Source organism: Stenotrophomonas sp. DDT-1 (assembly GCF_001580555.1).
Classification (GTDB): domain Bacteria; phylum Pseudomonadota; class Gammaproteobacteria; order Xanthomonadales; family Xanthomonadaceae; genus Stenotrophomonas; species Stenotrophomonas sepilia.
The window spans coordinates 19,467-33,370 of the sequence record NZ_LEKR01000048.1 but is presented as its reverse complement, the minus strand read 5'-3'; the positions used below and the strand labels follow the sequence as shown (position 1 = coordinate 33,370).

Here is a 13,904-nt window from a genome sequence, read left to right as displayed (position 1 = left end):
CCATGCTTGCGTTGGGCGCAAAGCTCGGCGATTCATCCAGCGAACCCGGGGACAGCGTGCTCCAGCGCGGCGACCCCAGCGAGCTGTCCATCATCGCGATCTTGTAGCTGTTGCCCGAGCCCTGGGCGACGGCGATCTTCTTGCCATCGTAGGACACCGAGGGCTTGGCATTGTAGTTGCCCTGGAAGGTGACGCGCTCGGCGCTGCCGCCACCGGCACCGACCTTGTAGACCTGCGGACGGCCGCCGCGATCGGAGGTGAAGTACACCGCGCTGCCGTCCGGTGCCCAGGTCGGCTCGGTATCGATGGCGAAGTGATTGGTCAGCTGGGTCAGCTGCTTGCTGCCCAGGTCCATCACGTAGATTTCCGGGTTACCGGAGCGCGACAGGGTCAGGGCCAGCTTGCGGCCATCCGGCGAGAACGCCGGGGCGCTGTTGATGCCGCGGAAGCTGGTGACCAGCTCGCGTGCACCGGTGCCGATGTTCTGGATGTAGATGGCCGAATTGCCACGCTCGAAGCTGACGTAGGCCAGCTTGCTGCCATCCGGACTCCACGACGGCGACAGCAGCGGCTCGGCCGAGCGCACGATGGTCTGCGGGTTGAAGCCATCGGAATCGGCCACCATCAGCGCGTAGCGCATGGCGTCGCCCTTGCCACTGGCGGTCACGTAGGCGATGCGGGTCCAGAAGGCGCCGCGCACACCGGTAATCTTTTCGTAGATGGCGTCGGCCATCTGGTGGGCAACGTCGCGCATGGCGTTGCCACGGGCGGTCATCGCCAGGCCCAGCAGGCGCTCGCCCTTGGGCACGTCGAACAGTTCGTACTCGACGCGGTAGGCACCCGCACCGGCATCAAGCACGCGGCCGACCACGATGTAGTTCTGCTTCAGCGCGCGCCAGGTCGCGAACTGGATATCCCCCCCCCGCACGGGCTTCTCGACGATCTGCGCTTCCGGCAGCGTGCGGAACTGGCCCGAACGCTCCAGATCGGCACGGACCACGCCGGCGACGTCGGTCTGCGGAGCGGCCGACGAACCCTGATAGGGCATCGGCACGATGGTGATCGGCAGCGCGGAGGCATTGCCGCCGATGATGTCGATATCCAGCCCCTTCTGCTGCGCGACGGCAGCAAAGGGCAGCAACAGGGCCGCAAACACGGCAAGCCAGCGAGGCATCTTTTTCATGGAGCGCTCAATAAGGGGAAACCGGAACGAGGGATAACAAAGCGGGAGTGAACCGCTTCGCAATCATGAACCAAGGGTACGTGAATTCCGGGTCAGTTCCAGCCCGTCTTCTCACGCACCGTTAACGTCGTGGCTAACATCGCACCGTCTGCCCTGGTCACGCCGCCCCGGAGGACGGTGTTCGACAGCAGCCCACAGCCTGCCCGGTCGAAACCGAGCACACCAGAGGCAAGCGCGACAACCGTGGGCGCGGGTGGCCCGAAAGCCCCCTGGCCCGCCGCCTCAGCGATCCTGGGCAGTAAACGTGAAGTTGAGCGTGCGTGCGAACACCGACTCGAAGCCACGGTACGGCAGCGGCTGCGCGTTGAGCACGGCGGCCTCGATCGAACGCTTGCCGGCCTCGTCGTACGGGCAGTTCGGGCTGACCTTGGCCTGCATCACCGTGCCACCCGGAATCTGGGTGATGGTGATCTGGCAGCGCTGGCCCAGCGGCACCGTGTCCGGCCGCACCCACTGCGACAGCACCTTGGCCTGGATCGCCGCGGCGTACTTGGCCGAAAGATCATCGCTGTTGCCACCGCCACCGGCGGCCGGCTGGGACGCACCGCTGGCACCGGCGGCGGCACTGCCCGCGGCATTTCGCGCGGCGGCGACCTGGCGCAGCTTCTGCTCAGCCAGCTTGGCTTCCTTTTCGGCCTGTTCGCGGCGGGCGCGGATCTCAGCGATCTTCTTCTGCTTCTCGGCCTCGGCCTTGTCCGCGGCCTGACGCGCCTGATCGGCCAGCTTCTTCTTCGCGTCTTCTTCCTGCTGCTTGGCCAGGCGCAGCTTCTGCTCGGCCTCTTCCTGGCGCTTGCGTTCGGTCAGGTCGATCTGCTCCTGGCGGCGCTTGGCTTCCTGCTCCTGCCTGGCCTTCTCCTGCGAGATGGCCAACGCGCTGACCGCTTCCTGGTCCTTGGTATCCGGCTGCGCGACACGCTCCTGTGCCTGTTGCTGCTGTGGCGTGGGGGCGTCCTGTGGGCGCGGCTCGGGAATCGGCTGTGGCGGCGGAATGGTGTCTTCCGGCACCGGAACCGGCTCGGCCACCGGCGGCGGCAGGTCCTCCAGCTTTTCGGACTGGCGCAGGGCCTGGCGGGCGGCGGACGCCTCGGACGCGGACAGCGCCAGGCTGGCCTCCACCGACGGATCACCGGCGGCGGCGTCGGTGTTGCGCTCGGGCGACCAGAACCAGGCCACGATGAAGACCAGCGCGACCAGCAGGTGCACCAGCAACGCCAGCGCCAGGGGCAGGCCCCAGCCGGGTTCGCGCTGCTGCGGAGGTGGCAGGGCGTCAGCGTGCATCGGTGGCCAGGCCTACCTTGTCTACCTTGGCGCGCTTGATCACATCCATCGCGGCGATGACCTTTTCATAGGCCACGGCACGGTCGGCGGCGACGATCACGCGCACGCCCTTGTCCTGGGCGGCGATGCCGGCCAGGCGGCCCTCCAGTTCCTCGGCCGACACGGCGGTCGGTTCCTTGGCGTCGGGCAGCTTCAGGCTGAGCTGGCCGTCCTGGCGCACCGAGACGATCACCGGGTCCTGCTTGCTTTCCAGCGCCTTGGCGTTGGATTGCGGCAGGTCGACGTCGAAGCTCAGGGTGAGCAGCGGCGCGGTGACCATGAAGATGATCAGCAGCACCAGCATGACGTCGATGTAGGGAACGACGTTGATTTCCGATTTCAGCTTGCGGCGCTTGCGGCGACCGATGGCAGCGGACATGGCTTGGACTCCCGGGTCAGGCGCTTACTCGTCGCCAGCGCTCTGGCGCTGCAGGATGGAGCTGAACTCTTCGGCGAAGGTCTCGAACCGCACCGACATGCGCTCCACGCGGGTGGTGAAGCGGTTGTAGGCCCACACCGCCGGGATCGCCACGAACAGGCCGATGGCGGTGGCGAACAGGGCTTCGGAGATGCCTGGCGCGACGGCGGCGATACCGGCCTGCGCACCGCTGCTGATCATGTCGTGCATGGTCACCATGATGCCGAACACGGTACCGACCAGGCCCACGTACGGGGCAGTCGAACCGATGTTGGCCAGCAGTTCCAGGTTACGCTCAAGCTGGTCCACTTCGCGGGTGTAGGTGGTGCGCATGGCACGCTGCGCGCCTTCCAGCTGCGCACGGCCATCCAGGCGGCGCTTGTCGCGCAGGCGGGTGTACTCGCGGAAACCAGCTTCGAAGATGGCTTCCAGGCCGGTCACGCTGCGGCTGCGGTCGGTGGCGGCGCTGTACAGCTTGCCCAGGTCGGCGCCGGACCAGAAGCGGTTCTCGAACTCGTCGGCTTCGCGGGTGGCCTGCTTGAACACGCGGGCCTTGCGGAAAATGATCACCCAGCTGACGAACGAGCCGACCAGCAGCAGCAGCACGATGATCTTCACCGGCAGGCTGGCCTTGGCCATCAGTTCGAGGTAGTTGATGCCGCCGCCGGTGGTGGCCTGGGCAAGGGTCTGTGTCGCGGCGTTGCTGACGTCGGCCGGCAGTGCCTCGGTGACCGTGGCCTGCAGGGCCAGGAGCGTTGCGATCATCCGTTGTTCCTCAGTGTTCGGATTCGGGGTGGAGGTGGGGTTGCAGCATGGCAAGGACGGCCTCGTCCATGCCACGCGGACGGAAACTGGCCGCTTCCAGTGCGGCGATGCGGACCCGGGCCGACAGCAGCAGCTCGCCGTCGCGCAGGATCTGCTGGTCGAAGACCATGCTGGCCTTCTTCAGCTGGACCAGGCGGGCGCTCACCTGCAGGGTGTCATCCAGCCGTGCCGGCCTGATGAAATCCATCTGCATCGAGCGCACCGCGAAGACCATCCCATGCTCGGCGCGCATGCGCTCCTGGCCGTAGCCGAGCGCACGCATCCATTCGGTCCGGGCCCGTTCCATGAAGGCCACGTAGCGAGCGTGGTAGACCACGCCGCCTGCGTCGGTATCTTCCCAGTAAATGCGTGTCGGCCAACTGAATAGTGGCTCAACCGACATCGGGAACCTCCGCGAACAGATCCTGCGGCGGGTTCTTCGGCTTCAGGCCCATGTGCCGGTAGGCCTTGTGGGTGGCCATGCGGCCGCGCGCGGTGCGCACCAGGAAGCCCTGCTGGATCAGGTACGGCTCGACCACGTCTTCCAGCGTGCCGCGCTCCTCGGACAGCGCCGCGGCCAGCGACTCGATGCCGACCGGGCCGCCATCGAAGTAGTCGACCAGGGTCTTGAGCAGGCGCCGGTCGAGCTCGTCGAAGCCTTCCGGATCAACCTTGAGCATCTTCATCGCGGCCTGCGCCACGGCCTCGTCGATGTGGCCGCCCGCCTTCACCTGCGCGTAGTCGCGCACGCGGCGCAGCAGGCGGTTGGCGATACGCGGGGTGCCGCGCGCGCGCCGCGCGATCTCGCCGGCGCCGTCGGGGGTGCAGTCGATGCCGAGGATGGTGGCCGAACGGCGCACGATCCGGGTCAGCTCCTCGACGCTGTAGAACTCCAGCCGCTGGACGATGCCGAAGCGGTCGCGCAGCGGCGCGGTCAGCAGGCCGGCGCGGGTGGTGGCACCGATCAGGGTGAACGGCGGCAGGTCGATCTTGATCGAACGGGCCGCGGGGCCCTCACCGATCATGATGTCGATCTGGAAGTCTTCCATCGCCGGGTACAGCACTTCCTCGACCACCGGCGACAGGCGGTGGATCTCGTCCACGAACAGCACGTCGTGCGGCTGCAGGTTGGTCAGCAGTGCGGCGAGGTCGCCGGCCTTTTCGATCACCGGGCCGGAGGTCACCCGCAGGGCCACGCCCAGTTCGTTGGCGATGACGTGGCTGAGCGTGGTCTTGCCCAGGCCGGGCGGCCCGAAGATCAGCACGTGGTCGAGCGCGTCGCCGCGCCCCTTGGCCGCTTCGATATAGATCTCCATCTGCTCGCGCACCGGGGCCTGGCCGAGATAGTCGGCCAGGCGCTTGGGGCGGATGCTGGCGTCGGCGGCGTCATCCTCGCGGGTGGCGCCGGCGCCGATGATGCGGTCGTCGGTCATGTGCTGATTATGCGGCAAAAGCGGGGTGATTCGGCCGGGCTGCGCCCGGCACCCGCAGAGGCAACGGCAACATCCAGAGCAACAGCCGAAGCGGGCTTCCTGGGGGAATGGCGGGGTGGGTCCGGTTGCGGGGGACGCCGTAAATACGTCCATGTAGGCTCGGTCGCGCCATCCATGGGGCTCACGCCCCCGCAACCGGACCCACCCCGCCTTCGACAGTTTCCTGCGGTCTGTCGGAACGGCGTTCTGCTTTGGTGGGTGCCGACCGTTGGTCGGCACGGCAGATCCACGCCATGCGTGGACGGATCTCTGGAGGAATCGACGGTGGAGATTAAATCTCCACCTGCGCGCCGAGTTCCACCAGCCGGTTACCCGGAATCCGGAAGAAGCCGGTCGCCGGCGCGGCATTCCGGTGCATCAGCGCGAACAGCTTGTCGCGCCAGATCGGCATGCCGCGGTTGGCGGTGGCCACGATGGTTTCGCGGCTGGCGAAGAAGGTGGTGTCCATCGGGTCGAAGTAGATGCCACCGTGGTCACACGAGCGCATCAGCGCCAGCGGCACGTCCGGGGTCTCCATGAAGCCGAAGCGCACATAGACGCGGTAGAACTCGTCGCCCACCGATTCGATCTTCAGCCGCTGCCCTTCCATCGCATACGGGATCGGCAGGGTCTCCACGTGCAGGAACACGTTGCGCTCGTGCAGCACCTTGTTGTGCTTGAGGTTGTGCATCAGCGCATGCGGGGCGACGGTCGGGTCGGCGGTGAGGAATACCGCGGTGCCCGGCACGCGTACCGGCGGTGCCAGCATCAGGCCCGGCAGGAAGGTATCCAGACGGATGCCGTCCTTGCGGATCTCATCGCGCAGCAGCTCGCGGCCACGGCGCCACGTGCGCATCATGGTGAACAGGAAGATGCCCAGCACCACCGGGAACCAGGCGCCCTGCAGCAGCTTGGCACCGTTGGCGATGACGAAGCCCAGATCGATGATGAAGAACACCACGCACAGCGGCAGCAGCCAGGCGCGCGCCTTCGGCCACAGCGAACGGGCCACCAGGGCCAGCAGCAGGGTGTCGATCAGCATGGTGGCCGACACCGAGATGCCGTAGGCCACCGCCAGGTTGGACGAGCTGCGGAAGGCCAGCACCAGGCCGATCACCATCACCGCGATGCCCCAGTTGATGCCCGGGATGTAGATCTGGCCGATGGTGTCGTGCGAGGTGTGCTTGATGCGCATGCGCGGGATGTAGCCCAGTTGCATCGCCTGACGCGAGACCGAGAACGCGCCGGTGATGACCGACTGGGACGCGATCACCGCCGCCATCGTGGCCAGGATGATCATCGGGTACAGCGCCCACGACGGCACTGCCTCGAAGAACGGGTTCTTCAGCGCCTCGGGGTGGTTGAGCACCAGTGCGCCCTGCCCCAGGTAGTTCAGCACCAGGCACGGCAGCACGAAGAAGTACCAGGCGTGTCGGATCGGCTTGGCACCGAAGTGGCCCATGTCGGCGTAAAGCGCCTCGCCACCGGTCACCGCCAGCACCACTGCGCCGAGGATGAAGATCCCATGCCAGCTGTGCTCCATGAAGAAGCGGATCGCCCACCACGGGTTGAATGCCTTGAGCACTTCCGGCGCATCGACGATGTTGTAGATGCCGATCGCCGCCAGCGAGATGAACCAGACCGATGTGATGGGGCCGAAGGCCTTGCCGATCTTCTCGGTACCGAAGCGCTGCGCCGCAAACACCATCAACAGCACCACCACCGTGATCGGCACGATGAAGGCATGCAGGCCCGGCGCGGCCACCTCCAGGCCTTCCACCGCACCCAGCACCGATATCGCCGGGGTGATCACGCCGTCACCGAAGAACAGCGAGGCACCGAAAATGCCGAGGATGCCGACCACGTAGGCCGAGCGCGAGCCGTTGCGCAGCGTGCGCTGGGTCAACGCCATCAGCGCCATGATGCCGCCCTCGCCGTCGTTGTCGGCGCGCATGATGATGGTCACGTACTTCAGCGTGACCACGATGTTCAGCGCCCAGAACGCCAGCGACAGCACGCCCAGCACGGTGTCGTGGTCACTGTTGAGCCCGTAGTGCGGCGAGAACGCCTCCTTCAGCGTGTACAGCGGGCTGGTACCGATATCGCCGAACACCACGCCGATCGCACCGATGATCAGCGCCATGCCTCCTGCTGGAGGGGCGTGACCGTGGCTGCCGGAGGCAGCTGCGTGCGGGGTTTGACTGCTGGACATGGGACTCCTGGCGATGCTCAGGCGGTTCGTTGAAGGAAAGGGACGCGGCTCAGCGCAGCGCCGACTGCAGCGCCTTGCGGATCACGGTGGCTACCTCGTCGCCTTCATTGAAGGCGTCGCGGGCCATGCGTGCCGCTTCGGCCGGCTTGTAGCCCAGCTGCTGCAGGGCCACGGTGGCATCGGACAGCGGGTCGGCCGGGGCCGGGCCGCTGCCGGTGGGCAGCGCGCCGCCGGCGCCGAACTGGGCGGCGCGGTCACGCAGTTCCAGCACCATGCGCTCGGCAGTCTTCTTGCCGATGCCGGGGATACGGGTCAGCGCGGTGATGTCACCGGCCTGGACCATGCGCGCGAACTCCTCGACGGAAACGCCGGACAGCACCGCCAGCGCGATCTTCGCGCCGATGCCACTGACCTTCTGCACGTCGCGGAACAAGCGCCGCTCACCCTCGCGCAGGAAGCCGTACAGCGAAACGCTGTCTTCCTTCTGCGCGTAGTGGGTGTACAGCGTGACCTCGCGGCCGAGCTCAGGCAGGTCGTAGAAGGTGCTCATCGGCGCCTCCAGTTCGTAGCCCACCCCGTTCACGTCCACCACCAGCCACGGCGGCGCCTTGTAGGCGACGATGCCGCGCAGTCGTCCGATCATTGCGTGCAGCTCCTCATTTTCGGCCCCACGCCTGGCGGGCACTGAGCCCCAGGCGGTTGGCCGTTGCCCGTACGTGGGCATGGGTGATCGCCACTGCCAACGCGTCGGCCGCGTCGGCCTGCAGCTTGGTTTTCAGGTTGAGCATGAGCCCGACCATGTGTTGAACCTGTTGCTTTTCGGCGCCACCACGGCCAACCACGGCGAGCTTGATCTCGCTGGCGGCGTATTCGTGCACCGGCAGGTCGCGCAGCACCACGGCCGAGATCGCCGCGCCCCGGGCCTGGCCCAGCTTCAGCGCCGAATCGGGATTGCGGGCCATGAACACCTTTTCAATGGCCACTTCCTGCGGCTGGTACTCGCGGCACAGGTCGGCCAGGCCCAGCACCAGCAGCTTCATGCGCTGCGGGAAGTCGTCGGCGCCCAGCAGCACCAGTGGCTGGTGGTGCACGTAGGTGACGCGGCCGGCGGCATCGACATCGATGATGCCGACCCCGGTCCGCTGCGAACCGGGGTCGATGCCGAGGATGCGGGTCATGCTGCACTCCTGGCGGGGCGGAACGGGATGCGCTGGCAGGCGTATGGGCTCATGACTGTCCGCGGTGACCGTTCAACGGCCCGCGCCCAGGCCGTCGAAGACGGCTCAGGCGTAGGCGTCGGCGCCGAGTTCGGCGTTGGAATACACGTCCTGCACGTCGTCCAGGTCTTCGAGCATGTCCAGCAGCTTCTTGACCTGCAGGGCGACGTCGCCTTCAACCTTGATGTCGTTGTCCGCGCGGAAGGTGATCTCGGCGTGGTCGGCGACATGGCCGGCGGCGGCCATCGCATCCTTCACCGCGTTGAACGCGTCAGGGCTGGTGACCACATCGATCGAGCCGTCATCGGGGTAGACCACGATGTCATCGGCACCGGCCTCAATGGCCGCTTCGGTGATGGCTTCCTCGTCGGCCCCTGCGGCGAAGCTGAGCACGCCCAGGCGCTTGAACATGAAGGCCACCGAGCCCTCGGTGCCCATGTTGCCACCGCACTTGCTGAACGCATGGCGGACATCGGCCACGGTGCGTACGCGATTGTCGGTCAGGCAGTCGACGATCACGGCCACGCCACCCGGGGCGTAGCCCTCGTAGCGGACTTCCTCGTAGTCGACGCCTTCCAGCTCACCGGTCGCCTTCTTGATGGCACGCTCGATCACGTCCTTGGACATGTTCACGGCCAGGCCCTTGTCCACGGCCACGCGCAGGCGCGGATTGTTGTTGGGGTCGCCTCCACCGCCGCGCGCGGCAACGCCGATCTCGCGGATGATCTTGGTGAAAATCTTGCCGCGCTTCGCGTCGGACGCATTCTTGCGGGCTTCGATGGAGGGGCCTCTACCCATGGGTGCTACCGTCTGGCTGCTTCAGGATCAAGGCGCGGATTCTACCTGATCGGGCGCTGCAACCGTGTCTAGGCCCGTATTGTTGTAGAGCCGAGCCCATGCTCGGCCCAATGGGCCCGACGGAATGCAGCCGAGCATGGGCTCGGCTCCACAGGGCGGCCCTGCCTCCCCTGCCCCTATGCTGCCGCCGCGTCGCGGCTGTGGTCGAACTTGCCGTGGCGCAGGAAATGCGCGGTCTGCCGCGCGGCGTCGGGCGACACCACCAGGCCGCTGTGGCTGGTGCGGACCACACAATGGTCGGCCAGGCCCGGCAGCCGGGTCTCGGCCAGTGCCACGGTGCCGTCGGAGGCATCGTCGATGGCACCCAGCAGGCTGCCCAGCCCATGCGGCACCGAGCCGGCGATCAGGCCAACCTCGGCCCTGCCCTGCCAGTCCGGCAGGCCATCGAGCAGCAGCTCGCTGCTGCGTCCCAGCGCCAGGCCCCAGCCATGCTCGGACAACGAGCGTGCGGTGCCACTGCCGCGCAGCGGTGAACCCAGGCAGACCACCCGCTGCACCGGCAGCTGCGGATTGCGCCGCAGCGCTTCCAGCGCCAGCAACCCGCCCAGGCTGTGGCCGACCAGCGACAACGGCCCGGCGTCGGCCAACCGTTCCAGCAGCTGGGGCACCGCCACGTCGGGACCACCGAACACCGAGGAGTAACCGAACGCATGCACCTGGAAACCACGCGCGCGCAGGCGCCAGGCCAGCGGCCCGACCCAGGCGCGGGCATTCCAGATGCCATGCAGCAGCAATACGGGGGGAGTCATGCAAACAGCCTGGCGGTCAGCGGGGCAGGAACGTGAGGTGATTGAACACGCGCGCGCAGCAAGCGGCGGTGAACGTCAGGCCGCGCGCGGTGCGCGGCGCAGGATGAATTCAAGATCGTTGGTATTGCCGACCGGGAACAGGTACTCGCCGGCCTTCTCGAAACCATAGCGCGCGTAGAAGCGTTGCGCGCCGAAGTTCTCCGACCACACACCCAGCCACAGCGTGCGCGGGCCTTCGCGCTCCAGCCAGGTCAGCGCGGTTTCCAGCAGGCGGCTGCCCCAGCCGCAGCTCTGCTGCGTCTTGATCAGGTACAGGCGCTTGAGTTCGCCGTCACCGGGTTTCACATCCGGATGCGGCAGGCCACAGGGGCCGGCGGCGGCATGGCCGACCGCCTCCCCATCCAGTTCCAGCAGCCACACCGCGTAATCGGGGTGGGCCAGGATCACGCGCTGGCGCTCGACCGTGTAGGCCTCCTCCAGGAAGGCCTGCAGGTCCTGCGGCGGGTACAGATGGCCGAAGGTTTCGGTGAACGTGCGGGCGGCCAGCGCCGACAGGGTCGGCGCGTCGTCCACAGTGGCGCGGCGGATCGAATACATGCAGGAAGTTGACGCCAGGGCGAAGCGGGGGTCAAGCCTTTTCAGGCGACTCCGCTTCTTCTTCCTCGTCCTCTTCCTCGTACTCCTCTTCGTCCTCGTCCTCTTCTTCCTCGTCCTCTTCGTACTCTTCCTCTTCGTCGTCCTCGTAATCCTCGACGCCGAAGTCTTCACCGTCCCAACGGCCTTCGCCGTCGGCGACGAAGGTCAGGGCCATCGCCGCCGGGTTGGTACCGACGCGGACCAGCCAACCACCGAACACGCGTGCACGCTCGGTGACCAGGTTGGCCTCGGAGCCTTCATTGCCCAGCTTTTCCCACTCCAGCGAAAACGCAAACTCGGTCATTGCCTGGATCTCCTGATCAGTTGGTCTTGGGGCGAACCTGGATGTGCACTTCGGCCAGCTGCGCGTCGACGATCGGCGACGGCGCGTCGGTCATCAGATCCTGTGCACCGGTGGTCTTCGGGAACGGGATGACGTCGCGGATCGATTCGGTGCCGGCCATCAGCGCGGCGATGCGGTCGATGCCGAAGGCGATGCCACCGTGCGGCGGCGCGCCGTAGTTCAGCGCGTCGAGCAGGAATCCGAACTTGGCGCGGGCCTCTTCGGCGCCGATGCCGAGCAGCTCGAACACTGCGCTCTGCATGTCCGGACGGTGGATACGGATCGAACCGCCGCCGATTTCATTGCCGTTGAGCACCATGTCGTAGCCGCGCGAGACGGCGGTACGGGCGTTGGCGCGCAGGTCGGCGATGTCATCCACGGCCGGTGCGGTGAAGGGGTGATGCAGGGCGACGTAGCGCTGTTCTTCCTCATCCCATTCGAACATCGGGAAGTCGGTGACCCACAGCGGCGCCCAGCCATCGGCGATCAGGCCGAAGTCCTTGCCGGCCTTCAGGCGCAGCGCACCCATGAAGTCGGAGACCTTGTTGTAGCTGCCGGCGCCGAAGAACACGATGTCGCCGTTGCCGGCGCCAACATGGGCGACCAGCGCAGCGAAGGAAGCCTCGCTGAAGAACTTCTGGATCGGTGAGCTGACTTCGCCGTTGTCAGCGATCTTGATGTAGGCCAGGCCCTTGGCGCCGTACTTGGCGGCGTGCGCGGCGTACTCGTCGATCTGCTTGCGGCTCAGCGCTGCACCGCCCGGGATGCGCAGCGCGGCGACGCGGCCTTCGGCATCGTTGGCCGGGCCGGTGAACACTGCGAACTCGCTGTCCTTGACCAGTTCAGCCACGTCGACCAGCTCCAGCGCGATGCGCAGGTCCGGCTTGTCCGAACCGTAGCGGCGCATCGCCTCGGCCCAAGTCATGCGCGGGAAGCTGGCATCCAGCTGGACGTCGACCACTTCCTTGAAGATGGCGCGGATCATGTCTTCGACGAAGTCCTGCACGTCGCGCTCGCGCACGAAGGCGAATTCCATGTCCAGCTGGGTGAACTCCAGCTGGCGGTCGGCACGCAGGGCTTCGTCGCGGAAGCAGCGCGCGATCTGGTAGTAACGGTCGAAGCCGGCCACCATCAGGATCTGCTTGAACAGCTGCGGGCTCTGCGGCAGGGCGTAGAACTCGCCCGGGTGCATGCGCGCCGGCACCAGGAAGTCGCGGGCGCCTTCCGGGGTGGCCTTGGTCAGGATTGGGGTCTCGATGTCCTGGAAGCCCTTCTCGTCCAGGTGGCGGCGCAGGGCCTGCACCAGCTTGATGCGGGTGCGCTGCATGCGCTGCATTTCCGGGCGGCGCAGGTCCAGGTAGCGGTACTTCAGGCGGGTTTCTTCGCCCGGGTTCTCGTGGGCGTGGAACGGCAGCGGCGCGGCCTTGTTCAGCACGGTGATGGCAGTGGCGATCACTTCCACCTTGCCGGTGCGCATCTTGTCGTTCACCGCGTGGCGGGCGCGCACGACGCCCTCCACCTGCAGCACGTCCTCGTAGCCCAGCGACGCGGCCACGGCGAACACGTCGGCGTTGTCGACTTCCACGGTCACCTGCACGATGCCTTCATGATCTCGAAGATCGATGAAGCAGACGCCGCCCTGGTTACGGGCCACGTCGGTCCAACCGGCGAGGGTGACAGTCTGGCCAATCAGGGTCTCGTCGACCAGGCCGCAGAAGTGGGTACGCATGGGGGGAAGCTCCGCTGGAGAACGCCGGCACCGGATGGGGGCCGGAAAGCCTCGTATTCTGCGGCCGAGGCCCCGGCCGGGGCAAATCCGGCCAGTCACACCGGCTTGATCATCCCCCTCCCTATAGTCAGGCACCTGCCACCGTATGGGATGCCGCCATGAATCCGCTGTCCCTGGCCCGCCTGGCCGTGACCCTGAGCCTGGGCACCATCGCCACGCTCGCCCTGCCCTCCGCCCCGGCCGCCGCGCAAAGCGGGGTGATCCGTTGCGAGAGCCAGAACAACCGAGAACGCGTGTGCAATACAGGCTGGCGCAATGCGCAGCTGGTCCGCCAGCTGTCCGGCAGCGCCTGCGACGAGGGCCGCACCTGGGGCAGCCGCAATGGCAGCATCTGGGTCAGCAATGGCTGCCGCGCCGAATTCGTCGAGGCCCGTGGTGGCTGGGGCGGCGGCAACGGCGGTGGCTGGGGCGGCAACAACGGCCGGCCCGGCGAGACCATCCGCTGTGAGAGCCAGAACAATCGCGAACGCAGCTGCCCGGTCGGCTGGCGCAATGCCCGCCTGGTCCGCCAGCTGTCCGGCAGCCCCTGCGACGAAGGCCGTACCTGGGGGGTGCGCAATGGCGCGGTGTGGGTCAGCAACGGCTGCCGCGCCGAATTCGCCGAAGCTCGCGGCTGGGGTGGCGGGGGCGGTGGCTGGGGCGGCGGCAACAGCAACTACTCCATCACCTGCAGCAGCAACAACAACCGCACGCAGAACTGCGACTGGGATGAGCGCCAGGGCCGGCCGGTGCTGCAGCAGCAGCTGTCCGGCAGCGCCTGCCAGGAGGGCCGCAGCTGGGGCTACTCACGGGGCCAGGTGTGGGTGAGCAACGGTTGCCGGGCGCGCTTCGGTACGCGGTGAGGGG

General features: G+C 67.1%; 15 protein-coding genes. 1 reads left to right on the top strand and 14 read right to left on the bottom strand.

The genetic code is table 11. The features are described 5' to 3' along the window. From tolB to aspS, 14 genes are all read right to left on the bottom strand, one after another. Positions 1-1,183, bottom strand: a 1,183-nt coding sequence (gene tolB, locus AB839_RS18040; protein WP_061480415.1) for a Tol-Pal system beta propeller repeat protein TolB, incomplete at its 3' end; no start/stop codon positions are given. A gap of 282 nt (positions 1,184-1,465) precedes the next feature. Continuing rightward, positions 1,466-2,521 (bottom strand): cell envelope integrity protein TolA, encoded by a 1,056-nt coding sequence (gene tolA, locus AB839_RS18035; RefSeq protein ID WP_061480414.1) that lies wholly within the window; start codon positions 2,519-2,521, stop codon positions 1,466-1,468. Beyond that, positions 2,511-2,939, bottom strand: a complete 429-nt coding sequence (tolR, locus tag AB839_RS18030; RefSeq protein ID WP_005410751.1) for a protein TolR — start codon at positions 2,937-2,939, stop codon at positions 2,511-2,513. Before tolR ends, tolA begins: the two co-directional genes overlap by 11 nt. A 24-nt stretch (positions 2,940-2,963) precedes the next feature. After that, positions 2,964-3,743: a protein TolQ gene (tolQ, locus tag AB839_RS18025; RefSeq protein ID WP_005410752.1), complete on the bottom strand. Its 780-nt coding sequence runs from the start codon at positions 3,741-3,743 to the stop codon at positions 2,964-2,966. Positions 3,744-3,753: 10 nt separating this feature from the next. Then, positions 3,754-4,185: a tol-pal system-associated acyl-CoA thioesterase gene (ybgC, locus tag AB839_RS18020; RefSeq protein ID WP_061480413.1), complete on the bottom strand. Its 432-nt coding sequence runs from the start codon at positions 4,183-4,185 to the stop codon at positions 3,754-3,756. Further along, positions 4,175-5,215, bottom strand: coding sequence for a Holliday junction branch migration DNA helicase RuvB (ruvB, locus tag AB839_RS18015; RefSeq protein ID WP_061480412.1), 1,041 nt, complete (start codon positions 5,213-5,215; stop codon positions 4,175-4,177). The genes ybgC and ruvB overlap by 11 nt, the downstream gene beginning before the upstream one ends. Positions 5,216-5,546: 331 nt before the next feature. Further along, a complete protein-coding gene (locus AB839_RS18010; RefSeq protein ID WP_061480411.1) occupies positions 5,547-7,466 on the bottom strand; it encodes a potassium transporter Kup in 1,920 nt (639 codons plus the stop codon). A 49-nt stretch (positions 7,467-7,515) separates the two neighbouring features. Then, the gene (gene ruvA / locus AB839_RS18005) at positions 7,516-8,109 is read right to left on the bottom strand and encodes a Holliday junction branch migration protein RuvA (protein ID WP_005418517.1); all 594 of its coding nucleotides are present in this window, start codon (positions 8,107-8,109) and stop codon (positions 7,516-7,518) included. Between the two features lie 13 nt (positions 8,110-8,122). Next, entirely contained in the window at positions 8,123-8,644 is a 522-nt protein-coding gene (ruvC, locus tag AB839_RS18000) for a crossover junction endodeoxyribonuclease RuvC (RefSeq protein WP_005418518.1), read from the bottom strand. Between the two features lie 105 nt (positions 8,645-8,749). Then, a complete protein-coding gene (locus tag AB839_RS17995; protein ID WP_005418519.1) occupies positions 8,750-9,481 on the bottom strand; it encodes a YebC/PmpR family DNA-binding transcriptional regulator in 732 nt (243 codons plus the stop codon). A 176-nt stretch (positions 9,482-9,657) separates the two neighbouring features. Continuing rightward, entirely contained in the window at positions 9,658-10,290 is a 633-nt protein-coding gene (locus tag AB839_RS17990) for an alpha/beta fold hydrolase (protein ID WP_032954421.1), read from the bottom strand. A 75-nt stretch (positions 10,291-10,365) separates the two neighbouring features. After that, entirely contained in the window at positions 10,366-10,887 is a 522-nt protein-coding gene (locus AB839_RS17985; protein ID WP_061480410.1) for a GNAT family N-acetyltransferase, read from the bottom strand. A 31-nt stretch (positions 10,888-10,918) separates the two neighbouring features. Then, on the bottom strand, positions 10,919-11,230 hold the full coding sequence (locus tag AB839_RS17980; protein ID WP_061480409.1) for a hypothetical protein: 312 nt from the start codon (positions 11,228-11,230) through the stop codon (positions 10,919-10,921). A gap of 16 nt (positions 11,231-11,246) precedes the next feature. Beyond that, positions 11,247-12,998, bottom strand: a complete 1,752-nt coding sequence (gene aspS / locus AB839_RS17975; RefSeq protein ID WP_061480408.1) for an aspartate--tRNA ligase — start codon at positions 12,996-12,998, stop codon at positions 11,247-11,249. Positions 12,999-13,156: 158 nt separating this feature from the next. Here aspS and AB839_RS17970 point away from each other — a divergent pair, with 158 nt between their 5' ends. Then, positions 13,157-13,900, top strand: coding sequence for a DUF3011 domain-containing protein (locus AB839_RS17970; protein WP_061480407.1), 744 nt, complete (start codon positions 13,157-13,159; stop codon positions 13,898-13,900). Positions 13,901-13,904: the final 4 nt, after the last annotated feature.

Coding starts and splice junctions, on each gene's coding strand:
- tolA (WP_061480414.1), bottom strand. CDS start 2,521: ATGCACGCTGACGCCCTGCCACCTCCGCAGCAGCGCGAACCCGGCTGG.
- tolR (WP_005410751.1), bottom strand. CDS start 2,939: ATGTCCGCTGCCATCGGTCGCCGCAAGCGCCGCAAGCTGAAATCGGAA.
- tolQ (WP_005410752.1), bottom strand. CDS start 3,743: ATGATCGCAACGCTCCTGGCCCTGCAGGCCACGGTCACCGAGGCACTG.
- ybgC (WP_061480413.1), bottom strand. CDS start 4,185: ATGTCGGTTGAGCCACTATTCAGTTGGCCGACACGCATTTACTGGGAA.
- ruvB (WP_061480412.1), bottom strand. CDS start 5,215: ATGACCGACGACCGCATCATCGGCGCCGGCGCCACCCGCGAGGATGAC.
- AB839_RS18010 (WP_061480411.1), bottom strand. CDS start 7,466: ATGTCCAGCAGTCAAACCCCGCACGCAGCTGCCTCCGGCAGCCACGGT.
- ruvA (WP_005418517.1), bottom strand. CDS start 8,109: ATGATCGGACGACTGCGCGGCATCGTCGCCTACAAGGCGCCGCCGTGG.
- ruvC (WP_005418518.1), bottom strand. CDS start 8,644: ATGACCCGCATCCTCGGCATCGACCCCGGTTCGCAGCGGACCGGGGTC.
- AB839_RS17995 (WP_005418519.1), bottom strand. CDS start 9,481: ATGGGTAGAGGCCCCTCCATCGAAGCCCGCAAGAATGCGTCCGACGCG.
- AB839_RS17990 (WP_032954421.1), bottom strand. CDS start 10,290: ATGACTCCCCCCGTATTGCTGCTGCATGGCATCTGGAATGCCCGCGCC.
- AB839_RS17985 (WP_061480410.1), bottom strand. CDS start 10,887: ATGTATTCGATCCGCCGCGCCACTGTGGACGACGCGCCGACCCTGTCG.
- AB839_RS17980 (WP_061480409.1), bottom strand. CDS start 11,230: ATGACCGAGTTTGCGTTTTCGCTGGAGTGGGAAAAGCTGGGCAATGAA.
- aspS (WP_061480408.1), bottom strand. CDS start 12,998: ATGCGTACCCACTTCTGCGGCCTGGTCGACGAGACCCTGATTGGCCAG.
- AB839_RS17970 (WP_061480407.1), top strand. CDS start 13,157: ATGAATCCGCTGTCCCTGGCCCGCCTGGCCGTGACCCTGAGCCTGGGC.